The organism is Pantoea sp. SGAir0175 (assembly GCF_043547855.1).
The window spans coordinates 1913230-1936203 of the sequence record NZ_CP028081.1 but is presented as its reverse complement, the minus strand read 5'-3'; the positions used below and the strand labels follow the sequence as shown (position 1 = coordinate 1936203).

At 57.9% G+C, this 22974-nt stretch carries 21 protein-coding genes; 10 read left to right on the top strand and 11 right to left on the bottom strand.

All coding sequences use genetic code 11. The features are described from left to right. Positions 1-30: 30 nt before the first annotated feature. Positions 31-1593: an EAL domain-containing protein gene (locus C1N56_RS08920; protein WP_058757738.1), complete on the top strand. Its 1563-nt coding sequence runs from the start codon at positions 31-33 to the stop codon at positions 1591-1593. Positions 1594-1605: 12 nt separating this feature from the next. Here C1N56_RS08920 and C1N56_RS08915 read toward each other — a convergent pair whose 3' ends face one another. Next, positions 1606-3174 (bottom strand): TerC family protein, encoded by a 1569-nt coding sequence (locus C1N56_RS08915; RefSeq protein ID WP_021510030.1) that lies wholly within the window; start codon positions 3172-3174, stop codon positions 1606-1608. Between the two features lie 510 nt (positions 3175-3684). Here C1N56_RS08915 and manX point away from each other — a divergent pair. From manX to C1N56_RS08895, 4 genes are all read left to right on the top strand, one after another. Then, positions 3685-4647 carry a PTS mannose transporter subunit IIAB gene (gene manX, locus C1N56_RS08910; RefSeq protein WP_058757739.1) on the top strand — a complete coding sequence of 321 codons (963 nt, stop codon included), beginning with the start codon at positions 3685-3687 and terminating at the stop codon, positions 4645-4647. 57 nt (positions 4648-4704) lie between these two features. Beyond that, on the top strand, positions 4705-5505 hold the full coding sequence (locus C1N56_RS08905; protein ID WP_031280203.1) for a PTS mannose/fructose/sorbose transporter subunit IIC: 801 nt from the start codon (positions 4705-4707) through the stop codon (positions 5503-5505). 14 nt (positions 5506-5519) lie between these two features. Then, entirely contained in the window at positions 5520-6365 is an 846-nt protein-coding gene (locus C1N56_RS08900; protein WP_021510027.1) for a PTS mannose transporter subunit IID, read from the top strand. A 92-nt stretch (positions 6366-6457) separates the two neighbouring features. Continuing rightward, positions 6458-6916, top strand: coding sequence for a DUF986 family protein (locus C1N56_RS08895; RefSeq protein WP_394517412.1), 459 nt, complete (start codon positions 6458-6460; stop codon positions 6914-6916). Here the strand turns inward: C1N56_RS08895 and rlmA are convergent. The 5 genes from rlmA to C1N56_RS08870 all read right to left on the bottom strand — a co-directional run bounded on the left by rlmA (position 6913) and on the right by C1N56_RS08870 (position 10060). Next, the gene (rlmA, locus tag C1N56_RS08890; RefSeq protein ID WP_031280202.1) at positions 6913-7719 is read right to left on the bottom strand and encodes a 23S rRNA (guanine(745)-N(1))-methyltransferase; all 807 of its coding nucleotides are present in this window, start codon (positions 7717-7719) and stop codon (positions 6913-6915) included. The genes C1N56_RS08895 and rlmA overlap by 4 nt on opposite strands. A 140-nt stretch (positions 7720-7859) precedes the next feature. Then, complete coding sequence (gene cspE / locus C1N56_RS08885) at positions 7860-8069, bottom strand: transcription antiterminator/RNA stability regulator CspE (protein WP_021510024.1); 210 nt, start codon at positions 8067-8069, stop codon at positions 7860-7862. An 83-nt stretch (positions 8070-8152) separates the two neighbouring features. Next, positions 8153-8227 (bottom strand): DUF2627 domain-containing protein, encoded by a 75-nt coding sequence (locus C1N56_RS08880; RefSeq protein ID WP_110866451.1) that lies wholly within the window; start codon positions 8225-8227, stop codon positions 8153-8155. Between the two features lie 540 nt (positions 8228-8767). Continuing rightward, positions 8768-9766, bottom strand: coding sequence for an MBL fold metallo-hydrolase (locus tag C1N56_RS08875; protein WP_394517411.1), 999 nt, complete (start codon positions 9764-9766; stop codon positions 8768-8770). 18 nt (positions 9767-9784) lie between these two features. Further along, positions 9785-10060: a YebO family protein gene (locus C1N56_RS08870; protein WP_021510022.1), complete on the bottom strand. Its 276-nt coding sequence runs from the start codon at positions 10058-10060 to the stop codon at positions 9785-9787. A 218-nt stretch (positions 10061-10278) separates the two neighbouring features. On the opposite strand from C1N56_RS08870, the gene C1N56_RS08865 reads away from it, so the two are divergent. Then, the gene (locus C1N56_RS08865; RefSeq protein ID WP_021510021.1) at positions 10279-10515 is read left to right on the top strand and encodes a YobH family protein; all 237 of its coding nucleotides are present in this window, start codon (positions 10279-10281) and stop codon (positions 10513-10515) included. 40 nt (positions 10516-10555) lie between these two features. On the opposite strand, the gene kdgR is transcribed toward C1N56_RS08865, so the two are convergent. Beyond that, on the bottom strand, positions 10556-11347 hold the full coding sequence (gene kdgR / locus C1N56_RS08860) for a DNA-binding transcriptional regulator KdgR (RefSeq protein WP_394517410.1): 792 nt from the start codon (positions 11345-11347) through the stop codon (positions 10556-10558). A 162-nt stretch (positions 11348-11509) separates the two neighbouring features. Here kdgR and C1N56_RS08855 point away from each other — a divergent pair, with 162 nt between their 5' ends. Next, positions 11510-12892 (top strand): MFS transporter, encoded by a 1383-nt coding sequence (locus C1N56_RS08855; RefSeq protein ID WP_394517409.1) that lies wholly within the window; start codon positions 11510-11512, stop codon positions 12890-12892. A gap of 43 nt (positions 12893-12935) precedes the next feature. Here the strand turns inward: C1N56_RS08855 and htpX are convergent, their stop codons facing one another. The 4 genes from htpX to C1N56_RS08835 all read right to left on the bottom strand — a co-directional run bounded on the left by htpX (position 12936) and on the right by C1N56_RS08835 (position 17365). Beyond that, positions 12936-13817, bottom strand: a complete 882-nt coding sequence (gene htpX / locus C1N56_RS08850) for a protease HtpX (RefSeq protein WP_021510018.1) — start codon at positions 13815-13817, stop codon at positions 12936-12938. Between the two features lie 210 nt (positions 13818-14027). Next, complete coding sequence (prc, locus tag C1N56_RS08845; protein WP_021510017.1) at positions 14028-16067, bottom strand: carboxy terminal-processing peptidase; 2040 nt, start codon at positions 16065-16067, stop codon at positions 14028-14030. A gap of 20 nt (positions 16068-16087) precedes the next feature. Next, the gene (gene proQ / locus C1N56_RS08840) at positions 16088-16768 is read right to left on the bottom strand and encodes an RNA chaperone ProQ (protein ID WP_010616374.1); all 681 of its coding nucleotides are present in this window, start codon (positions 16766-16768) and stop codon (positions 16088-16090) included. Positions 16769-16864: 96 nt separating this feature from the next. Then, entirely contained in the window at positions 16865-17365 is a 501-nt protein-coding gene (locus tag C1N56_RS08835; protein ID WP_058774590.1) for a GAF domain-containing protein, read from the bottom strand. A gap of 218 nt (positions 17366-17583) precedes the next feature. On the opposite strand from C1N56_RS08835, the gene yebS reads away from it, so the two are divergent. The 3 genes from yebS (at position 17584) to rsmF (ending at position 22968) form a co-directional block, all read left to right on the top strand. Continuing rightward, entirely contained in the window at positions 17584-18828 is a 1245-nt protein-coding gene (gene yebS, locus C1N56_RS08830) for a membrane integrity lipid transport subunit YebS (protein WP_058757746.1), read from the top strand. Continuing rightward, positions 18797-21430, top strand: coding sequence for a PqiB family protein (locus tag C1N56_RS08825; RefSeq protein ID WP_058771299.1), 2634 nt, complete (start codon positions 18797-18799; stop codon positions 21428-21430). Before yebS ends, C1N56_RS08825 begins: the two co-directional genes overlap by 32 nt. A gap of 113 nt (positions 21431-21543) precedes the next feature. Beyond that, entirely contained in the window at positions 21544-22968 is a 1425-nt protein-coding gene (gene rsmF / locus C1N56_RS08820; RefSeq protein WP_394517464.1) for a 16S rRNA (cytosine(1407)-C(5))-methyltransferase RsmF, read from the top strand. Positions 22969-22974 lie beyond the last annotated feature (6 nt).

The window sequence follows — 22974 nt, the reverse complement described above, 5'->3', positions numbered from 1 at the left end:
TCATTCTTTGTCTTAGCAAGGTGGTTACTGATGCTCCTTCCCCAGCAATTTGTGGGTCAATTTCGCCGTAAGCGCCTGCTTATTGCGTTGGTGATCGCGTCGCTGGTTCTCATTCTTACGCTGACTTTTCGCTACATCGAAGAGAAGTCACGCATTGAGCAGCAGTCCCTTAACTTTGCCACTCGCGCGATTGAGCGCTTTGACCGCATGTTTTCGCCGCTGGACGTCTCCGCCAACAACACGCTGGGGCTGGTGGGCGTACCCTGCACGCAGGTGCGCTATCCGCTGATTGAGAAGATCGCCGCGCTGCAAACCGTGCGTACCGTGCTGCTGGTGCAGGACGATACCATCTACTGTTCGAGTATTTATGGCCCGCGCCACATCTCGTTCAGCCAGACTTATCCCGAGCTGGCGATCAACAACCAGCGCATGATGCTGTCCACCGACGACTACCTGCTAAAAGGTTCGCCGGTGCTGCTGCTGTGGACGCCAAAGTCGCTGGATAACCAGGACGGCCTGCTGCAGATCATCAACATTGAACTGATGACCAATTATCTGCTGGAGCCGCAGCTGCCGTGGGTGGAGCGCGCGATCTTTAACGTAGGCGGACAGAGCCTCGAATACGGTAATCCGCTTATCGAGCATACCGTGCCGTCCGATGACGAAGTGGCGTACGATCAGGCCTCGCTGCGTTATCCCTACAGCATTACGCTGTACGGCCCCTCTCCGGCGCGACTGGCGCTCAACACTCTGCCGTCTCAGCTGCCGCTGGCGGTACTGCTGAGCCTGCTGCTGGGCTATATCGTCTGGCTGGCCACCGCCAATCGCATGAGCCTGAGCTGGCAAATCAGCTATGGCATTACCGCCAACGAATTTATGGTCTACTGCCAGCCGCTGATTAATGCCCGCAGCGGCGACTGCGATGGTATCGAACTGCTGCTGCGCTGGCACAATCCGCGTCAGGGCTGGATTGCCCCGGACGTATTTATTCCGCTGGCCGAACGCCAGAACCTGATTGCACCGCTGACGCGCTTTGTGATTGCCAGAGTCGTCGCGGAGTTGCCTAATCTGCCACAGTGCCCGGCATTTCATATCGCGATTAACGTCGCGGCCAGCCACTTCCGCGATCGCCTGATTGTTGAGGATTTACAGCGCTACTGGTGGCCCGCCAATCCCCTGCCGAAACTGGTGGTGGAGCTGACCGAGCGCGATGCGCTGCCAGTTATCGACCAGACGGTCGTGGCGCAGCTGCATGAAATTGGCGTGCGGCTGGCGATTGACGATTTCGGCACCGGCCACAGTTCGCTGGCCTATCTGAAGGACCTGAAGCCGGACGTACTGAAAATCGATAAAATTTTTACCGCCGCGATTGGTACTGACGCGATCAACGCCACGGTGACCGATATGGTGATTTCACTGGCGCAGCGGCTGAATATCGCGCTGGTCGCGGAGGGCGTGGAAACCGCCGAGCAGGCGCATTATCTGCGCGAGCGCGGCGTGGATCATCTGCAGGGTTACTACTATGCGCGCCCGATGCCGATTGAGGACTTCCCGCAATGGCTGGCGCAGCATCAGGCGCAGCTGGGCGCCTGATGCCGGACGACATCAGGCGTCGCCCTCTTCCTCGTCATGGTGCGGCTTGTCTTTAGTGACGCGCACCAGATCGATACGGTAATCCGTGGCTTCGATAATCTGGAAGTGCAGCGGTGGCAAATCGATAATCTCGCCCGGCAGCGGCAGCTGCCCCTTCTGCTCAATCAACAGGCCGGCCAGCGACGCGTGATCTTCATCCGGATCGACCAGCTCATGGTGGTCGAGCAGCTGCTGCAGCGAGTGCAGATCGGTACCGCCCTTCACCAGCCAGCCGTCGCCATCCGCCACCACATCCGGCGTTTCGTCTTCGTCCGGGAACTCACCGGCAATCGCTTCCAGCACGTCCAGCGGCGTAATCAGGCCCTGCACCACACCAAATTCGTTGGTAACGATGACGAAGCTCCCTTTAGCGCGACGCAATACGCCCAGCAGGTTGATCGGATCCAGTGTTTCCGGCACCACAATCGGCGGCGTGTTGGCCGCGAAGGTCGCGACATCCATACCGTGCTCCAGCGCCACCAGCAGCTCTTTCGCGCGCACCACACCGATGATCTCATCCAGCTCGCCACGACACACCGGGAACAGACTGTGTGGCGTATCCAGCAGTTGAATGCGGATCTCATCCAGCGGACGCGAGACGTCAACCCACGAGATATCGCCGCGCGGCGTCATGATGCTGCGAATCGAACGCTGTGACAGCGTCAGCACGCCGTTAATCATGTAACGCTCTTCGTCTTTAAACGCTTCCTGCGGCATCGCTTCCGTCAGTGACGCTTCTTCGGTATGCGCCGGCTGGTTACGCTGGCGCCCGCCCATCAGACGCAGAATCGCTTCGGCGGTACGTTCACGCATCGGACGGTGCGCCTGATGACGGATAAAGTTCCGGCGCGCAATCTGGTTAAACAGCTCGATCAGAATCGAGAAGCCAATTGCCGCGTACAGATAACCTTTCGGAATATGGAAACCAAAGCCTTCCGCCACCAGCGACAGACCGATCATCAGCAGGAAGCTCAGACACAGCACCACCACCGTTGGGTGCGCGTTGACGAAGCGGGTCAGCGGTTTTGAGGCCAGCAGCATCACGCCCATGGCAATCACCACTGCCGTCATCATCACCGGCAGATGGTTCACCATACCGACGGCGGTAATCACCGCATCCAGGGAGAACACCGCGTCCAGCACCACAATCTGCGTCACGACCGCCCAGAAGCTGGCATAGGCTTTGTTGCCCTGATGCTCCATGCCGCGGTTTTCCAGCCGCTCGTGCAGTTCCATGGTGGCCTTAAACAACAGGAACAAACCACCAATCAACAGAATTAAATCTCGTCCGGAAAAGCTGAAATCGCCTACGCTGAATAGGGGTCGCGTCAGCGTCACCATCCAGGAGATCAGTGACAGCAGGCCGAGGCGCATCACCAGCGCCAGCGACAGACCAATCAGGCGCGCTTTATCACGCTGTTTCGGTGGCAGCTTGTCGGCAAGAATGGCGATAAACACCAGGTTGTCGATGCCGAGCACAATCTCCAGCACGATCAGCGTCAGTAAACCCGCCCAGATTGAGGGGTCGAAGAGAAATTCCATCAATGACTCCTTGCTAAACGTAAGGGCGAACGCGACTGAGCCTGCGCCGGAAGGCGAGACGAGAGAGCGTTAACGGATGAGGCAACACCGGCAGGTGTCAGGGTGCGCGCTGAGCAGCGCGGGGAACAAGTGAAGCGACGTCGGTGACGGTCCATATAGGTGAGCTAAAGCCCGGTACTCCTGAGTAATAAACAGAAAGCTAATGTATCAGTTACATCAACAACGTCAAAAAATTTTCTTACATTTACAAATAACTGCGCCAGCGCAAGAAACTGCCATAAAAATGCCCGTTGCCGCCGGTACGCTCTGAATAGCAGAGCAACGTCACAAATTTTATTTTTTCGCTCACTAAAATAAATCGCGACCTTACTGATGTATCGCGGAATGTTTTGGGCCTTTTCCTGATGACTTTCTTCAATTTAGTCCCGGGCGATCCACAGAAAATAACAACGGTAATTCTCAATGATTCCCGGCCATGGTCGGGAACTCTCATGCGAACGGAGGTAGCAAGTGACCATTGCGCTTGTAATTGGTACACATGGCTGGGCGGCAGAACAGCTGCTGAAAACAGCAGAAATGCTGTTGGGCGAGCAGGAAAATGTCGGATGGATTGATTTCGTTCCCGGCGAAAATGCAGAAACGCTAATCGAAAAATATCAGGCGCAGCTCGCCCGACTCGACACGTCGAAAGGCGTGCTGTTTCTGGTGGACACCTGGGGCGGCAGCCCGTTTAACGCCGCCAGCCGCATCGTGGTGGATAAACCGGGCTATGACGTTATTGCCGGGGTCAACATTCCCATGCTGGTGGAAACCCTGATGGGGCGCGATGACGACCCATCGCTGGAAGAGCTGATCCATATCGCCGTCGAGGCCGGCCGCGAGGGGGTGAAAGCGCTCAAAACCGAATCCGCCGCGCCGGCAGCGGCAGCGCCCGCCCCGAAAGCCCCTGCCCAGCCGCAGAAACCGCTGGCGCCGGGCGAGCACATGAAAATTGGCCTGGCCCGTATCGATGACCGTCTGATCCACGGCCAGGTGGCCACGCGCTGGACCAAAGAGACCAACGTGACGCGCATCATCGTCGTCAGTGATGAAGTGGCCAACGATCACGTACGCAAAACCCTGCTGACTCAGGTGGCGCCGCCGGGCGTAACCGCCCACGTGGTGGATATCGCCAAGATGATCCGCGTGTGGAACAACCCGAAGTACGGTTCCGATCGCGTGATGCTGCTGTTTACCAATCCGACCGATGTTGAGCGCGTGGTGGAGCAAGGCGTGGATATCAAGTCGGTGAATATCGGCGGCATGGCCTTCCGTCAGGGGAAAACGCAGGTTAATAACGCGGTGTCGGTGGATGAGAAGGACATCGCTGCCTTCCGCAAGCTGAATGAGCGCGGTATCGAACTGGAAGTGCGTAAAGTCTCCAACGACCCGAAACTGAAAATGATGGACCTGATTGCGAAGGTCAATGCCTGATTCGCCTGTGCCTGCGCGCGTGGGCAAAAAGTTCTGATCTTGCTGAGGAAAAATGCAATGGAAATAACCTCGCTACAAATAGTGTTGATATTTATTGTGGCCTGTATTGCCGGGATGGGATCGATTCTCGATGAGTTCCAGTTCCACCGGCCGCTGGTGGCCTGTACCCTGATTGGTGCAGTACTGGGTGATATGAAAACCGGCATCATCATCGGCGGTACGCTGGAGATGATCGCGCTGGGCTGGATGAACATCGGTGCGGCAGTGGCACCGGATGCGGCGCTGGCTTCCATCATCTCTACCATTCTGGTCATTGCCGGCGGTCAAAGCGTCGGTGCCGGTATTGCGCTGGCCATCCCGCTGGCCGCAGCCGGTCAGGTGCTGACCATCATCGTGCGAACCATCACTGTCGCCTTCCAGCACGCTGCGGATAAAGCTGCGGAGAAAGGCAACCTGACGGCGATTTCGTGGATCCACGTCTCTGCCCTGCTGCTGCAGGCGATGCGTATTGCTATCCCGGCGCTGATTGTGGCGGTCTCGGTCGGTACCAGCGCAGTGCACAGCCTGCTGAGTTCAATTCCGGAAGTGGTCACCAATGGTCTGAACATCGCCGGCGGCATGATCGTGGTGGTCGGTTACGCGATGGTCATCAACATGATGCGTGCCGGTTATCTGATGCCGTTCTTCTATCTTGGCTTTGTCACCGCCGCGTTCACCAACTTTAACCTGGTGGCGCTGGGCGTGATTGGCGTGGTAATGGCGGTGCTGTACATCCAGCTGGCGCCAAAATACAACCGCGTCGCAGGCGCTGCCTCGGCGGGCCCGGCTAACAACGACCTCGACAACGAACTCGACTAGGAACAGGTGACATCATGGTAGATACAACCAATACTCCAAAGAAACTCACCCCCGGTGACGTGCGCGGTGTGTTCCTGCGCTCTAACCTGTTTCAGGGTTCGTGGAACTTTGAACGCATGCAGGCGCTGGGCTTCTGCTTCTCAATGGTGCCGGTGATCCGTCGCCTGTATCCGGAAAACAACGACGAGCGCAAGCAGGCGATTAAGCGTCACCTTGAGTTCTTCAACACCCATCCTTACGTGGCCGCGCCAGTGCTCGGCGTGACCATGGCAATGGAAGAGCAGCGCGCCAACGGGGCAGCGATCGATGACGGTGCCATTAACGGCATCAAAGTGGGCCTGATGGGGCCGCTGGCTGGCGTGGGCGACCCGATTTTCTGGGGGACCGTGCGTCCGGTGTTCGCCGCACTGGGTGCCGGTATCGCGATGAGCGGCAGCCTGCTTGGTCCGCTGCTGTTCTTCTTCCTGTTTAACATTGCGCGTATGCTGACCCGCTATTACGGCGTGGCTTATGGCTATCGCAAAGGGGTGGATATCGTCAGCGATATGGGCGGCGGCTTCCTGCAAAAACTTACCGAGGGGGCATCGATACTCGGCCTGTTTGTCATGGGGGCGCTGGTCAACAAATGGACGCACGTCAACGTGCCGCTGGTGGTATCCCGCATCACCGACCAGACCGGCAAAACCACGGTCACCACCGTGCAGTCGATTCTCGACCAGCTGATGCCCGGCCTGATTCCACTGCTGCTGACCTTTGGCTGTATGTGGCTGCTGCGCCGTAAAGTTAACGCGCTGTGGATCATCGTTGGCTTCTTTGCCATCGGTATCTTTGGTTACTGGATCGGCCTGCTCGGTCTGTAATCTCACCGCCGGGAGTCAGACTCCCGGCGTTTTTTGAACGGCGTGACCTGAGCGCCAACGCTGAGGTCACTTCGGTTGAGGAAGAAGCCTGTATGTCACTGACTGACGCCCTGATTGCCCTGCTGATCGCCGCTCTCGCCCTGTTTGCGATTTACGACGATGTCATCCTGTCCCGCCGCAATGGACCGACCCGACTGCGCGTCACCCTGCGCCGCCGCCATAAAATCGACAGCGGCATCTTTATCGTGCTGCTACTGATTCTGCTGTGGAACAACGTCAGCCATCATGGCCCGCAGCTCACCACTACCCTGCTGATGGTGCTGTGCTTTATGGCTATCTGGCTGTTCTGGATCCGCAGCCCGCGGCTGCTGATGAAAAATGACGGCCTGTTTTTTGCCAGCGTGTGGATCGATTACCGGCGTATTCAGAGTATGAACCTGTCAGAGGATGGCATTCTGGTGATGCAGCTGGAGCAGCGTCGCCTGCTGATTGCGGTGAAACAGCTCGACGACCTGGAGAAAATCTATCATACGCTGGTGGAGGCGCGTTAAACGCGCTGCCACAGCGTCAGGGTGAAATCCGCGTCACAGCTGAAGGTGGCGCTGGAGGCCAGCTGCTGCCACACCGCTTCACGCGCACGCCAGGCAAAGGGGGTCATCTGCAGCAGGCTCACCGCTTCCGCCCCGTTCAGTGTCATCGAGTAGTGAAGGTTTTGCTGATCGATCTGTTCAAATCCCGCATAGTTTTTCTCTTCCGCCGTATGCAACTGCACTTCGCGATAGATCAACGCCTTAAACTGCTGCAGATGGTGCGGCCCCGGCGTCACCGTCAGCAAATAGCCGCCAGGCCTGATGACGCGGCTCAGCTCCTGCTCGTTACAGGGCGCGTAAATGCGCACGATGGCGTCCAGTGAACCATCGGCAAACGGCAGGCGCTGGCTGGAGGCGACACAAAAGTTAACCGCGCGATAGCGCTTTGCCGCCATGCGCACCGCGGCTTTGGCCACATCCAGACCGTACAGCTGGCTGTCGGGCAACGCGGCAGCCAGGGCGGCGGTGTAATAGCCTTCGCCACAGCCGATATCCAGCAGCTGCGCGGGCCGGTTCGTGAGCGGCTGAGCCAGACGTTGCGCCACCCGATCGCGCAGCGGCTGATAGTGTCCGGCATCCAGAAAGGCCCGACGCGCCTGAAGCATCTCTGCGCTGTCGCCCGGTTCCCGTGAACCTTTGTGCTGCACCGGCAGCAGGTTGACGTACCCCTCTTTTGCCCGATCGAACTGATGACCGGACGCACAGCGATAACTGCTGGCGTGCAGGTGCAAAGCGAGGTGGCAAAGTGGGCAAATCAACGACATAGATAACTCCGGGTTAGCGATTCGCGGCGCAGTTTACCCTGATCATCCGGTAACAGAAAGGATAAAGAAAAGCCCCGCTCATTGAGCAGGGCTTTTAAGATTCGATTCAGCGGTGCATGACACCGAGCCTGAGTGCGAAATCAGATAGCAGTAACGTTAACTGCTGCCGGGCCTTTCTGGCCGTCCTGAATTTCAAACTCAACTTGTTGACCTTCGGCCAGGGTTTTAAAACCGTTGCCCTGGATAGCAGAGAAGTGAACGAACACGTCTTTGCTGCCGTCAGCAGGAGTAATAAAACCAAAACCTTTAGACTCGTTGAACCACTTAACCTGACCTTTAATCTTTGCCATTTTTGCAAATTCCTTAGAGTGTTTATATTGCCCGCAGGCAGTCTTACAGAGAAACCAGAGACATTACTGAATGAGGCACTAATTTAAGGTTCGGCAAGGAAGCGGTATTCAACGTCAACGTCTTTACTCGTAACTTCTTTACTGAAGATGCCATACATAAACAGAACTGTACCTCGTTTGACCCACGATTCGTTATCACATATCCGCTAATTAATGGCAAGCCATTTTTAAACAGTGATCGACATGCCGCACATAATTGCCTGAAACCGGCAGCGAAAGGTGGATAACGTTATTGACAGCAACGCCTCAGCGTGTGCAAAAAAAGTCTATGCGTCAGTATAGTTAGCGCCAGACTCGCGTTTCGTCAAGCGCAGCGGTAAACGCTGCCTTTTCACATTTAAACCAAATAAGTTTAGGCAAAAAATATTGCATTAATATGGCACAGATAAGCTATTTCACTGGCCGTTGTGCAATGAGCAACATAAACTGCGCAGCGCTCAAATCTTGTACAATAAATTGCTGGCAGTACAAGTTAAAAATAGTTTTGCACCAAAATCAGGAAAATATAATCGCCGTTGCCCCAAATATAGGCAGACTGCACGCTGGCATTTATCTCATTTTTTTCTAAACACCCAACAATTAAATGTTAAAAAGCGCGGAAGCCGCTGGCATTTAACAAAAAGGGCTTAGGATAAATCTTAATCGTAATTCATCAGGCTGCGGCTCTCGCCAATTCGCCATGGGGCAAAAGGCGCATCGACCTCGCCCGCCTGCAGCAATGCTTGCGCCAGCACCATCGGCGGATCGTCAAGCGATTCGTCCGCCAGCTCAAATACGCCCCAGTGAATGGGAATCGCCAGCGGTCGCCCTATCTGCTGCCAGAGCTGTACCGCCTGATCCGGGTCCATGTGCTGGCCGCGCATGAACCATTTTGGTGCATAGGCACCTATCGGTAACGCAGCCAGATTAAACGGCCCCAGACGCTGCGCGATGGCAGAGAGATTATCGCTGTAGCCGCTATCGCCGGAGAACCAGAAATTGAGCTGCGCATTACGCACTACCCAGCCGCACCACAGCGACCGGTTGCGATCCCAGTAGGTGCGCATGCTCCAGTGGCGCGCGGGAACGGCTGTGAAGCTGATGTCGTCCAGTTGCACCTGCTGCCACCAGTCCAGTTCGGTGACGGTGCGCACGCCACGGCGGCGACACCAGTCGGCCATCCCCAGCGGTACCAGAAAGTGCGCGGCAGGAAAGCGGCGGGCGATGCGTTTCACCGTAGGCCGATCAAGGTGGTCGTAATGGTTATGCGAGATCAGCACATAATCAAGATGCGGCAGCTGCGCCACGCTGAGCGGCGCCGGGGTTTTACGCTGCGGCCCGGCAAACGGCAACGGCGAGGCGCGTGCCGACAGCGCCGGGTCGATCAAAATATAACGCTGATTGAGACGCAGCAGGAGCGCGGCATGGCCCAGCCACCAGACACAGTCATCTTCACCGCTCAGGTCGGCCTGCTGGCACCAGCTGGCGGTAAAGGCCGCATAGCCGGACTGCGGTGGCAGCGGCAGATTCTGCTGCTTACGCTCGCGCCGCCAGCGCTGTAGATCGCCAGGCTGACGCAACTCCTCTTCCGGGTTACGAAAGCCGTGCGGCGTATGATGGGCCAGCGAAGCGTCATACCAGGGATTTTGCCAGGCCATGGCCTCTCCGTTGTGGGCTTAACGTTCCGGGATCAGGCGAATAAAGTCGCGCTTGTCCCCGGTATCCTGCTCATCCTGCGCTTTTTCGGCCACCGGCTGCGCCTCAGCGATACGGCGCAGCAGCGCGTTCTGTTTCTTTTGCTCTTCCAGCAGCGCTTCCAGCAGCTGAAGCTGTTCACTGGCGCGCACGCTGGCCCGGTTAACAAAAAACCAGGCAATAAAGGCCACAACCACAATGATGGCCAGCACGCCATAGTTAAACAGCGGACCGGTACTGGCGGCTAATTCGTTCATAACTGCATCAATCCTCAAACATCATTCAGGTACATCGCCGCTGATTCTACTCGTTGCGTGCGGAAAAGATACGGTGGCGGAGATAAAGCAGATTATCCCGCCTGCGTGCCGCTTTCAGTTATCTCTGATCGATCCGGCGAGAAAAGCGAGGCATGCTGCTACTATAGAGTTCGCAGCAACGCGGGAACAGCTGCGTTATGTAACACAAGGAGATAAAAATGAAACTACTGATTCGTGCGGTGATGGTGCTGGCTGTCTTGTGGCTGGCGATGCTGTTTACCGGCTACGGCGTGTTAACCGGCAGCAATAAAAACGCAGCCGGGCTGGGCTTACAGTGTAGCTACCTGACCGCGCGCGGCATGATTACCGCACAGTATCTGCACACCGACAGCGGCATTGTTGGCGTTACCGATTGTCCGCTGCTGAAGAAAAGCGGCGAAGTGGTCGACAACTGAGTTAAGCCGCCTGCCGGGCTGCGCGTCAGCCCGGCAGAATTCAGAACGGATAGTCGTAATAACCCATTTGCTCCGACACCTTACACGCGGCACGGTGCAGCATCGCCACATACTCTTTTTTTGCCGGTTCGGAGAAGCGCACCGTCGGGAACGAGAGGCTCATGCCGGCAATCACCACGCCGAAGCGATCAAACACCGGTACCGCCAGACAGCGAATTCCCGCTTCCTGCTCTTCATTATCCTCACCAAAGCCCTGTTGCCTGACCTGCTCCAGCACCGGCAGTAGCGCCTGCGCGCTGACGATAGTGTTAGCGGTGCTGCGACGAAATTCCACTTCACGCAGAATGTCGTTCACCTCCGCGCGCTCACGCCACGCCAGCAGCACTTTGCCGATGGCGGTACTGTGCAGCGGATTACGCCGGCCGATGCGTGAATACATGCGCAGGTTATACAGCGAGTCAATCTTGTGGATATAGACGATGCTGTCTTCTTCCAGCGCGCCGAGATGAATGGTCTCTTTGGTCTGGCGCGACAGTTCGCGCATCTCCACATCGGCGCTGCGAATCAAATCCACGTTCTGCAGCGCGTGCGCGCCAAGTTCAAACAGCTTGAGCGTCAGCGAATATTTTTCGCTCTCGCCCTCCTGCGCCACATAGCCGAGCGATTTCATGGTCTGCAGAAAGCGGTAGACCGTGCTTTTCGACATCATAACCCGCTGCGAAAGCTCGGTAATGCCGTGATCGCGCTCTTCGCCCAGCGCCTGCAGAATGCCAAACACTTTCATCACCGATGATACGGCATCCGGCTGTTTATCGTTATCGCGGCTCGCCATGCGGGACTTCCTTAACGCTTTTGCAAAAAACGCCAGTATAGAGGTTACAGCCGGACGGCGGCAACGACACATCCACTTGTAATTTTTGTCCATTAATGCGGTGATTTCAGGCAGAAAATTGATTAGCATGATGATATTCACTTACTTCACTTCTCCCTGTTTATGTCTCCTACCGTGTCTCAGGATGGATTACCCGTTCCACAGCGCTACGGCGCAATAATTACCATTGCGCTTGGCATCATGATGGCGGTGCTGGACGGCGCGATTGCCAACGTGGCGCTGCCGACCATTGCGCGTGAGCTGAACGCCAGCCCGGCGGAATCGATCTGGATCGTCAACGCCTATCAAATCGCTATCGTGATTTCGCTGCTGTCGCTGTCGTTTCTTGGCGATATGTTCGGCTACCGGCGCGTCTATCAGGTCGGGCTGGTGCTGTTTGTATTCACCTCGCTGTTCTGCGCCCTTTCCTCTTCGCTGAATATGCTCACCGTGGCGCGCGTGCTGCAGGGCTTCGGCGGTGCGGCGCTGATGAGCGTCAACACTGCGCTAATCCGTATTATTTACCCGCAGCGCTTCCTGGGACGCGGCATGGCCATCAACTCGCTGATCGTGGCCGTTTCCAGCGCCGCCGGTCCCACGGTGGCGGCCGCGATTCTCTCCATCGCCAGCTGGAAATGGCTGTTCCTGATCAACGTGCCACTCGGTGTGGTGGCGCTGTGGCTGGCGCTGCGCTTCCTGCCGGATAACACGCAGAAAGCGAAGCAGCAGAAATTTGATGTGCCGAGCGCCATCATGAATGCGCTGTTTTTCGGCCTGCTGATTTCAGCGCTGACCGGCTTCGCGCAGGGAGAAAATGGCTGGCTGATTGCGGGTATGCTGCTGGCGCTGCTGCTGATCGGCGTGGTGTTTGTGCGGCGTCAGCTGGCGATGCCGGTGCCGCTGCTGCCAGTAGATTTGCTGCGCATTCCGGTGTTTTCGTTGTCGATCGGCACCTCGATCTGTTCGTTCTGTGCACAAATGCTGGCGATGGTGTCGCTGCCGTTTTTCCTGCAAAACGTACTGGGCCGGGATGAAGTCGCGACCGGTCTGCTGCTGACGCCGTGGCCGCTGGCTACCATGGTGATGGCACCGATTGCCGGCCGTCTGATCGAGAAGTTTCATGCCGGGCTGCTGGGTGGGCTGGGGCTGGCGCTGTTTGCCGCCGGGCTGTTTCTGCTGGCGCTGCTGCCTGCACAGCCCACGGATGCCGATATTATCTGGCGCATGATGCTGTGCGGTGCCGGCTTCGGGCTGTTCCAGTCACCCAACAATCACACCATCATCTCGTCGGCTCCGCGCCAGCGCAGTGGCGGTGCCAGCGGCATGCTCGGCACCGCGCGACTGGTCGGGCAAAGCACCGGCGCCGCGCTGGTGGCGCTGATGTTTAACCTGTTCAACGACAGCGGCACGGATGCCTCGCTGCTGCTGGCCGGGACCTTTGCCAGCGTGGCGGCGATCGTCAGTATGCTGCGCATGACGCAAAGCCGTCAGCCGGCAGAGTCATAAAAAAAAGGGCGCCCGCAGGCGCCCTGTTCATTTTCTATATGGCTTACTTAAGGTAGGCACCGCTGCGCAGCGCTTCGATACGCTTGTCGAGCGGCGGGTGCGACATAAACAGCTCGCTCAGCGACTTACCTTTACCGTTAATACAGAACGCCATCATGCTGCTGGGTTCCTGCGGTTCGTAGCTGGTTTTCAGGCGCTGCAGCGCGGCAATCATCTTTTCACGCCCCACCAGCTTCGCAGAGCCGGCGTCGGCGTGGAATTCGCGATGGCGCGAGAACCACATGGTGATGATGCTGGCGAGAATACCAAACACCAGTTCCAGCACTGTCGCCACGGCAAAATAGACCAGCGGATTGCCGTTGCTGCTCTCTTCACCGTCGCGGTTGCCGGACAGGAAGCCAGACGCCACCTGCGCAATGATACGCGAAATGAAGATCACGAAGGTGTTCACGATACCCTGAATCAGCGTCATGGTGACCATGTCACCGTTCGCGATGTGGGCGATCTCGTGCGCCAGCACCGCCTCCGCTTCATCGCGGCTCATGTTCTGCAGCAAACCGGTGGAGACCGCTACCAGCGAGGCGTCACGGCGTGCGCCGGTGGCAAAGGCGTTGATATCGGGCGCGTGGTAAATCGCCACCTGCGGCATCGCAATGCCGACCTGCTGAGCCTGGCGGCCGACGGTTTCCATCAGCCAGCGTTCCGTCTCGTTACGGGGTTGTTCAATCACTTCACCGCCGACCGAGCGTAACGCCATCCATTTGGACATCAGCAGTGAAACAAACGCACCGCCAAAGCCAAACAGACCTGCCATAATCATCAGACCCTGAACACTGCTTGACTGGATTCCTGTCAGACTCAGAATCAGTCCGAATACCAACATCACCGCCAGGTTGGTGACCAGGAAAAGCGCAATACGCATCATAAACGTTAATCTTCCTCAGTTGTGCTCGCGCTCATGCGCGGATATACATCCTATGTCCATTGTGGCGCTTTTCAAGCGACCTTAATCTTTAAGTGCCTAAAAAGACATAACTTTACATTTGGTAATGGTAGCGGCTGCAGCCTGCCGGGCGGCGAGTTGCAGGCAAAAAAAAGCACCGCCGCAGCGGTGCTGTGATTTCAGGCCGAAGGGTTACTTCGCTGCCGCCGGCGCTGGCTGGTCTTTTTCCAGCTGGGCCAAATCGTTAGCGATTTTCACCGTTTCATCCAGATATGGATCCGGCTCTTTGTAGTCTTTCGGCAGATCGTCCAGGCTCTTCAGCGGCGCTTTGCCTTCCGCCTGGTAGCGCGCATTGATACGTTCCAGACGCAGCGCATCTTCTTCGTGGTTCTCTTTCTCGCGCTGGGCCAGATTGAGCGACACGATGTTACGCTTATCCTTCATCGCGTTGAAACGCGCGATGTCTTTCATGATGTACTGGAACTCGCGATCTTTGGCGATGCGATCGGCGTGCTCTTTGGTCAGCTGCGGCACCAGCGGCGTGATATCGCCGGTTTTGGTGTAGGTCGCCGCGTTGATGCTGTCCCACGGCAGCGCGTTATCCTCAAACTTCTCGCCGGTCTCTGCTGCTTCCACACCGGTCGGCATCAGCAGGTCTGGCGTGACGCCTTTCCGCTGAGTACTGCCGCCGTTGATGCGGTAGAACTTCTGAATGGTGTACTGGACTGAGCCCAGCGCTGGCCATTCCGGACGCAGCATCTGATCGTAGATGCGGTTGAGTGAGCGATACTGCTGCACCGTGCCCTTACCGAAGGTCGGTTCGCCGACAATCAGCGCGCGGCCGTAATCCTGCATCGCCGCGGCAAAGATTTCCGACGCCGAGGCGCTGAAGCGATCGACCAGCACCACCAGCGGACCTTTGTAGTAAACGATGCCGTCGTTGTCGCTGTCCTCACGCACGCGACCATTATTATCACGCACCTGCACCACCGGGCCACTCGGAATAAACAGGCCGGAGAGCGATACCGCTTCGGTCAGCGCGCCGCCGCCGTTGGTACGCAGATCGATGACGATGCTGTCGACGTTCTGCTTCTGCAGTTTCTGCAGCTGCACTTTCACATCATCGGTCAGGCCAACGTAGAAGCCCGGGATATCCAGCACGCCGACTTTCTCTTTGCCGACGTTGTGCACAGTGCCCTTCACCGCACGATCTTCCAGACGGATTTTCTCACGCGTCAGCGTCACGGTACGGGTTTTGGTGCCCTTGCCGGCTGGCAGGATCTCGAGGCGCACTTTGCTGCCCTTCGGCCCTTTAATTTTGGACACCACGTCATCCAGACGCCAGCCAATCACATCTTCCATTGGCTTGCCCGGCTGGCCGACGCCCACAATGCGGTCGCCCACGCTGATGGATTTGCTCTTGGCCGCCGGACCACCGGCGACCATCGAGTTGATCACCGTGTAGTCATCATCCATCTGCAGCACGGCACCGATACCTTCCAGCGACAGGCTCATTTCGGTGTTGAACTGCTCGGTGTTGCGCGGTGACAGATAGTTCGTATGCGGGTCGATTTCATGCGCGAACGCGGTCATCGCCAGCTGGAACACATCTTCGCTGTTGCTTTGTGCCAGACGACGGATGGCAAAGTTGTAGCGCTTGGTCAGCGTCTCGCGAATCTCTTTGTCATCTTTCCCGGCCAGCTTCAGGCTCAGCTCGTCATACTTCACCTTGGCATCCCACAGCGCGTTTAGCTCATCCGTGCTTTTCGGCCACGGTGCTTTGGCACGATCGATATCGATGGTGTCATTGCCGGTGAAGTTCATCGGGCGGTTCAGCACGCTGAGCGCATACTGATAGCGCTCGAAGCGGCGCTTCTGCGCCAGATTATAGAGATCGTAAAACACATCCAGCTTGCCGCTGCGCAACTCATCACCGAGCGTGGTTTTCTTGTCGGCGAATTGTGCCACGTCCGACGCCAGCAGCACGTTATGGCTGTAGTCGAGCAGATTCAGGTAGCGGTCAAAAATTTTCGCCGAAAAATCCTGATTCAGATCGAACTGACGATAGTGAGAGCGGGTGAAACGCGAGGTGACGCGTTCACTGACGGTGGGATGCTGTGCTTCTTCGTGTAACTGGGGAATCTGGTCGGCGCGGGTAATGTTGTCCGCGCCAAAGGTGGGGCCTGCCAGCAGCAGGCCCGCGATCATACCGATCTTAAAAATGCTGTTCATGCCAGGGTCGGGCCTCCGTTTCAGAACTGCAAGTGTTCTGCGCGCACAATCATTGCCAGGCCGGAAGCGAGCTGGACCCGGACGCCATCTTTAGTAATTTCCAGGATGGTAGCGTCCATTGCACTTTTGCCTGCTTTGACTTTGATGTTTTGACCCGCTTGCAACGTTGAAGTGTCAGTGACGGGTTTTGCCCGCGGTGGACGCGGAGCAGCCTGACGCTCACCGGCCGCAGCACGCGGTGCCTGTGGACGTGGCTTACGCGGTGCGTCACCCTCCGCCGCTTTACGGGCAGCAGGCTTGCGCGGACGACGCTCAGCGGTCTCTTCACCGGCTTCACGTTTTTTCGCTTTTTGCTGCTCGCGCTGCGCCTGCACGCGCGCTTTGGCTTCTTCCAGCTGCTTGCGCGCATGTTCTACGTGCTGCTCATCCAGCACGCCACAGGCGTTGCCGTCGAGATCGACACGGGTGGCACCGGCTTTAATGCCGTAAAGATAACGCCAGCTTGAGGTATAAAGGCGTAAGGCCGAACGCAGTTGCGTCTTGCTCAGGCTGTTTTCGCCCTGAACGCGCTCCACCAGATCCTGAAAGATACCGATTTTGAGCGGACGCGCTTCACCTTCGGCGCTAAAGCAGTGCGGAAAACGCTGCGCCAGAAAGGCGATGACTTCTTTACTGCTGTTCAACTTAGGTTGATTTTCCATGAAATTTCCTGATTACAACGGGTTTGCCGACCAGAGCAGGCATGAACAGGCGACATTATAATGACAACATCGCCAAATGCTATGTGATCCAGTCGATTAGCTGCGCGTCAGCTGAAGAAATTTTTCAATGTCGCTGTTCGCCAGCACTGCACAAAGCCCGTCGGTAAGGGCTACCAGCCCCGCTTCATCCTCGCTATCGAAGCGAGAATAAACCGTACTGTCGATGTCGAGAACACCGACCATCGTGCCATTCACTTTCAGAGGAATCACGATTTCCGCGTTGCTGGCGGCGTCGCAGGCAATGTGCCCCGGGAAAGCGTGTACGTCTTCAACCCGCTGCACGCTATCCTCCGCAACCGCGGTGCCACATACGCCTTTACCCACCGGAATGCGTACGCAGGCGATTTTGCCCTGGAACGGACCCAGCACCAGCGTCTCCGGCTCGGTCAGCAGATAGAAGCCTGCCCAGTTAACCCCTTCCAGGCGTTCAAACAGCAGCGCACTGCAGTTGCCCAGCGCCGCCAGGAAAGAAGTTTCGCCCGCTAACAGTGCGCGGACATCGCGATTTAAATCCTCGTAAAAGGCTTTTTTGTTCATTGTTTAACCATAACTCATCACTGGCGTGACCTTGTTGTCACTCAGTTGTTAAAATAAGCACTAATAATCCAACCCCACAAGGTGAATCATTGTGTTAGTTACTATACCCTTAGCACGCTATGCTTGAGACTATTCTCGTACCATAGATTGATGCAGACAGACGAGCTCTGCTCCGCATGCCGGTAACTGTAACGAACAATGGGCCCCTTGCGTCATTTATGAAAATTCACGCCATCAGCCAGACGTTGCCCCACGCACGTTATCAGCGTTGCCCGCAATGCGATACCCTTTTTTCCTTACCGGATGTGAAATCGCATCAGTCGGCTTATTGCCCGCGCTGTCATGCCCGTATTCAGAACGGTCGCGACTGGTCAATGACGCGGCTCACTGCCATGGCCGTCACGATGGTCGTACTGATGCCGTTCGCCTTCAGCCTGCCGCTGGTGGATATCCGCCTGCTTGGCATGCGCATCAACGCCAGCCTGCTGGAGGGCGTGCTGCAGATGGCGCAACAGGGCAACGTGCTGACAGCCGCCATGGTGGCGTTTTGCACGATTGGCGCGCCGGTGACGCTGGTGGCTGGCATTTGCTATTTGTGGATTGGCCACGCGCTCGGCATGAACCTGCGCCCGGTCCTGCTGATGCTGGAGAAACTCAAAGAGTGGGTCATGCTGGATATCTATCTGGTCGGCGTGGCGGTGGCATCGATTAAGGTGCAGGATTATGCCGCGCTGGAAGTCGGCTACGGGCTGGTCGCCTATATCGCGCTGACCATCATGAGCCTGCTGACGCTGATTCATCTCAACGTGGAGGAGCTGTGGGAACATTATTACCCGCAGTCGGTGCCGCACGAACCGCCCGAGCGGTGGCAGGTTTGCCTGAACTGCCACCATACCGGTATGCCCGATGAACGCGGACGCTGCACGCGCTGCCATACGCCGCTCGATTTTCGCCGCCGCCACAGCCTGCAAAAATCCTGGGCGGCGCTGATCGCCTCGATTGTGCTGCTGATCCCGGCTAACCTGCTGCCGATTTCGGTGGTGTACGTCAACGGTGCGCGGCGCGAAGACACCATTTTCTCCGGGATTCTTGGCCTCGCCTCCGGTAATGTGCCGGTGGCGGCAGTGGTGTTTATCGCCAGTATTCTGGTGCCGTTTACCAAGGTGTTAGTGATGCTGACGCTGTTGCTTAGCATCCATTTTAAGTGTGAACAGGGTTTGAAAACCCGCATCCGTCTGCTGCGGGCCGTCACCTGGGTGGGCCGCTGGTCGATGCTGGATCTGTTCGTCATTGCTTTAACCATGTCGCTGGTCAATCGTGACCAGCTGCTGGCTTTTACCATGGGACCTGCCGCCTTCTACTTTGGCGCGGCAGTCATCCTGACCATTATGGCCGTTGAGTGGCTCGATAGCCGCCTGATCTGGGATGCACATGCAACAGGAAACGCCGACTACACCGACTAGCGCTAATCTGCGTAATAAACGCAAGATTTCGCCGTTCTGGCTTTTGCCCATTATCGCCCTGCTGATTGCCGGCTGGCTGTTATGGACCAATTATCAGGAGCGCGGCACCACCATCACCATCAACTTCCAGACCGCGGACGGCATCGTGCCGGGCCGCACGCCGATTCGCTATCAGGGCGTGGAAGTGGGCACCGTGCAGGGCATTGTGCTGAGCGATGACTACCGCAGCATTCAGATCAAAGCCAGCATCAAGAGCGACATGCGCGATGCGCTACGGGAGAACACCCAGTTCTGGCTGGTGACGCCAAAAGCCTCGCTGGCGGGCGTCTCCGGGCTGGATGCGCTGGTGGGCGGTAACTACATCGGCATGATGCCCGGCGACGGCAAAGAGCGCGATCACTTTACCGCATTGGATACCCAGCCGAAATACCGGGTAAACACCGGCGAACTGCTGATTCACCTGCACGCGCCCGATCTCGGCTCGCTCAACACCGGTTCGCTGGTCTATTACCGTAAAATTCCGGTCGGCCGCGTCTATGACTACAGCATCAACGGTAATACCGATGGCGTGACCATCGACGTGCTGATTGAGCGGCGCTTCACCAACCTGGTGAAAAAACAGAGCCGCTTCTGGAATGTGTCGGGCGTTGACGCCGATGTCAGCCTGAGCGGTGCCAAAGTGAAGCTGGAGAGCCTGGCCGCGCTGGTGAATGGCGCGATTGCCTTTGACTCGCCGGACAGCGGCGAACAGGCCAACAGCGATCAAAACTATCAGCTCTATTCGGACCTGGCGCACAGCCAGCGCGGCGTGCTGATTTCGCTCGATCTGCCCAACGGCGACAACCTGAAAGCCGACAGCACGCCGCTGATGTATCAGGGGCTGGAAGTGGGCACCCTGACCAAACTGACGCTGCTGCCGGGCGGCAAAGTGTCCGGCGAGCTGACGATTGATCCCTCCGTCACCGGCCTGATGCGCAGCGGCACGCGGATTGAGATGCGCGCGCCGAAACTCAGCCTGACCGACACCAGCCTGAGCAGCCTGCTGACCGGCAATACGCTGGAACTGGTCCCGGGCGAAGGTGAGCCGCAGGATCACTTCAGCGTGCTGCCGGCCAGCGAAACGCTGTTGCAGAAGCCGGATGTGCTCACCGTTCAGCTCAGTGCGCCGGAAACCTACGGTATCGACGCCGGACAGCCGGTGATGCTGTATGGCGTGAAGATCGGTCAGGTGATTTCGCGCCGGCTGGATGAAAATGGCATCAGCTTTGTGGCGGCCATCAATCCAGAGCACCGCCAGCTGGTGCACGCCGACAGTAAGTTCATCGTTAACAGCCGTCTCGACGTTAAATTTGGCCTCGACGGCATGCAGGTGCTGGGCGCCAGCGCGCGCGAATGGGTCGACGGCGGTATCCGGCTGGTGCCGGGTGCGAAAGGTCAGCCGTCCAGCCGCTATCCGCTGTACGCCGACTCAGAGCGCGCGGCGGAAGGCATTACCGGCGATCAGCCGCCGACCACGCTCAAACTGACCGCCAACAGCCTGCCGGATGTGCAGGCCGGCTCGGTGGTGCTGTACCGCAAGTTCCAGGTCGGTGAAGTGGTGGATGTGGTGCCGCGCGCCGATGCGTTTGAGATTTCGGTCCATATCCAGCCGCAGTATCGCAAGCTGCTGACCAGCGAGAGCGTGTTCTGGGCTGAAGGCGGCGCCAAAGTCCAGCTCAACGGCAGCGGTCTGACCGTGCAGGCTTCGCCGCTGAACCGCGCGCTGAAAGGCGCAATCAGCTTTGATAACCTGACGGGCGCGCAGGCGGCAAAAGGCGTTAAGCGCGTGCTCTATCCTTCAGAGACCGCCGCGCGTGCAGTCGGCAGCCAGATTACCCTGCACACCTTTGATGCCAGCAAACTGTCGGCCGGCATGCCAATCCGCTACCTCGGCATCAACGTCGGTCAGGTGGAGTCGCTGGCGCTGAGCCAGGATAACAACCAGGTGGTGGCGAAAGCGGTGCTCTATCCGGAGTATGTGCAGGACTTTGCGCGCATCGGCAGCCGCTTCTCTGTTGTCTCGCCGGAGATTTCGCCCGCCGGCGTCAATCACCTGGAAACGCTGCTGCAGCCGTATGTGAACGTGGACCCGGGCAAAGGCGCGCTGGCGCGCAGCTTTGAGCTGCAGGAGAGCACCATTACCGACTCGCGTTACCTTAACGGGCTGAACATCTATGTGGATACCACCGAAGCCGGATCGCTGTCGATTGGCACGCCGGTGCTGTTCCGCGGTGTAGAAGTCGGCACGGTAACCGGCACTTCACTGGGTAACATGGCCGACCGCGTGCAAATCGCGCTGCGCATCAGCAAGAAGTATCAGCATCTGGTGCGTAACAATTCGGTGTTCTGGCTGGCCTCCGGTTATAACCTCGACTTTGGCCTGATTGGCGGCGTGGTGAAAACCGGCACCTTCCAGCAGTTCATTCGCGGCGGCATCCAGTTTGCCACACCACCAACGGTGCCGCTGGCGCCGCAGGCCGGTGCCGACAAGCACTTCCTGCTGCAGGATGAAGCGCCAAAAGAGTGGCGCAACTGGGGCACGGCGATTCCGTCGCCAAACTGAGACAACGGGCAGCCTGCAGGCTGCCCGACTTATTTGCGCCAGGGATATTGCGCACGGCTGTACCTGAGCCGGGCTCGGCGTTACACTTCGCCCTCACTTTGTTAGTCCGGTAGATATCCGTGTCCGATCGTTTTCCTGAAGATTTTCTCGCGCTGATGCGCGCCAGCCTGGCCGACGAGGCCGAACTCGAACGCTTTCTCGCCATCAGTCAGCAGCCGCTGCGCCGCAGTCTGCGCGTCAATACGCTGAAAATCAGCGTGGAGGATTTTCTCACGCGCGTGGCGGGCTACGGCTGGCAGCTGACGCCGATTCCGTGGTGTCGGGAAGGCTTCTGGATTGCGCGTGATGACGAATCGCTGCCGCTCGGCAGCGTCGCGGAACACCTCAGCGGTCTGTTCTATATTCAGGAAGCCAGCTCAATGCTGCCGGTCACCGCGCTGTTTGACGCCGCGCCGGATGCCCGCCAGGTGATGGACGTGGCCGCTGCGCCGGGCTCTAAAACCACGCAAATGGCCGCGCTGATGTGCAATCAGGGCGCGATCCTCGCCAATGAATACTCCGCCAGCCGGGTGAAAGTGCTGCATGCCAATATCAGCCGCTGCGGCGTCAGCAATGTGGCGCTGACCCATTTTGACGGGCGCGTCTTTGGTGCCGCGCTGCCGGAACAGTTCGATGCCGTACTGCTGGATGCGCCCTGCTCCGGCGAAGGCGTGGTGCGCAAAGATGCTGACGCGCTGCGCAACTGGACGCTGGCCAGCACCGAGGCCATCGCCGCCACCCAGCGCGATTTACTCGACAGCGCTTTTCACGCGCTGCAACCGGGCGGCACGCTGATTTACTCGACCTGTACGCTTAATACTATCGAAAACCAGCAGGTGATTGCCTGGCTGCAGCAGCGCTATCCGCAGGCGCTGGAAATTGTGCCGCTCAACGATCTGTTCGCTGGTGCCGAACGCGCGCTGACGCCGGAAGGGTTCCTGCACGTGTTTCCGCATATCTTCGACAGCGAAGGCTTTTTCGTCGCGCGGCTGCGCAAAACTGCCAGCGTGCCGCCATTGCCGGCGCCGACCTACAAACTCGGCAAGCTGCCCTTCTCGCCCGCCAGCCGCAAGCTGGTGGCGGAGGTGGCGCAGGCCGCGCACAAGGTGGGACTGCACTGGGATGAGAGCCTGACACTGTGGCAGCGCGACAAAGAGCTGTGGCTGTTCCCGGCGGCGCTGGAGAGCTGGCTCAGCAAAGTGCGTTTCTCGCGTATCGGTCTCAAACTGGCAGAAACCTTCCCGAAAGGCTTTCGCTGGCAGCATGAAGCGGTGGTGGCGCTGGCGCAACCGGACAGCGCGCTGGCGTTCGAACTGGACGAAGCGCAGGCGGAAAGCTGGTATCGCGGACAGGATATCCATCCCGACACGCCGCCCGCGCGTGATGAAGTGATTGTCACCTACCAGCAGCAGCCGCTGGGCCTGGCGAAACGCGTTGGAAGCCGCATCAAAAACAGCTATCCGCGTGAACTGGTGCGCGACGGGCGGCTGTTCCGCTAACACGCA

What these genes read in the sequence shown, in the direction of transcription:
- htpX (WP_021510018.1), bottom strand. Translation starts at nt 13,817, where the DNA reads ATGATGCGTATTGCGCTTTTCCTGGTCACCAACCTGGCGGTGATGTTG.
- C1N56_RS08895 (WP_394517412.1), top strand. Translation starts at nt 6,458, where the DNA reads ATGTCACTGACTGACGCCCTGATTGCCCTGCTGATCGCCGCTCTCGCC.
- yebS (WP_058757746.1), top strand. Translation starts at nt 17,584, where the DNA reads ATGAAAATTCACGCCATCAGCCAGACGTTGCCCCACGCACGTTATCAG.
- C1N56_RS08825 (WP_058771299.1), top strand. Translation starts at nt 18,797, where the DNA reads ATGCAACAGGAAACGCCGACTACACCGACTAGCGCTAATCTGCGTAAT.
- cspE (WP_021510024.1), bottom strand. Translation starts at nt 8,069, where the DNA reads ATGGCAAAGATTAAAGGTCAGGTTAAGTGGTTCAACGAGTCTAAAGGT.
- C1N56_RS08920 (WP_058757738.1), top strand. Translation starts at nt 31, where the DNA reads ATGCTCCTTCCCCAGCAATTTGTGGGTCAATTTCGCCGTAAGCGCCTG.
- C1N56_RS08865 (WP_021510021.1), top strand. Translation starts at nt 10,279, where the DNA reads ATGAAACTACTGATTCGTGCGGTGATGGTGCTGGCTGTCTTGTGGCTG.
- kdgR (WP_394517410.1), bottom strand. Translation starts at nt 11,347, where the DNA reads ATGGCGAGCCGCGATAACGATAAACAGCCGGATGCCGTATCATCGGTG.
- C1N56_RS08835 (WP_058774590.1), bottom strand. Translation starts at nt 17,365, where the DNA reads ATGAACAAAAAAGCCTTTTACGAGGATTTAAATCGCGATGTCCGCGCA.
- C1N56_RS08905 (WP_031280203.1), top strand. Translation starts at nt 4,705, where the DNA reads ATGGAAATAACCTCGCTACAAATAGTGTTGATATTTATTGTGGCCTGT.
- C1N56_RS08875 (WP_394517411.1), bottom strand. Translation starts at nt 9,766, where the DNA reads ATGGCCTGGCAAAATCCCTGGTATGACGCTTCGCTGGCCCATCATACG.
- prc (WP_021510017.1), bottom strand. Translation starts at nt 16,067, where the DNA reads ATGAACAGCATTTTTAAGATCGGTATGATCGCGGGCCTGCTGCTGGCA.
- C1N56_RS08900 (WP_021510027.1), top strand. Translation starts at nt 5,520, where the DNA reads ATGGTAGATACAACCAATACTCCAAAGAAACTCACCCCCGGTGACGTG.
- C1N56_RS08870 (WP_021510022.1), bottom strand. Translation starts at nt 10,060, where the DNA reads ATGAACGAATTAGCCGCCAGTACCGGTCCGCTGTTTAACTATGGCGTG.
- rlmA (WP_031280202.1), bottom strand. Translation starts at nt 7,719, where the DNA reads ATGTCGTTGATTTGCCCACTTTGCCACCTCGCTTTGCACCTGCACGCC.
- proQ (WP_010616374.1), bottom strand. Translation starts at nt 16,768, where the DNA reads ATGGAAAATCAACCTAAGTTGAACAGCAGTAAAGAAGTCATCGCCTTT.
- C1N56_RS08855 (WP_394517409.1), top strand. Translation starts at nt 11,510, where the DNA reads ATGTCTCCTACCGTGTCTCAGGATGGATTACCCGTTCCACAGCGCTAC.
- C1N56_RS08915 (WP_021510030.1), bottom strand. Translation starts at nt 3,174, where the DNA reads ATGGAATTTCTCTTCGACCCCTCAATCTGGGCGGGTTTACTGACGCTG.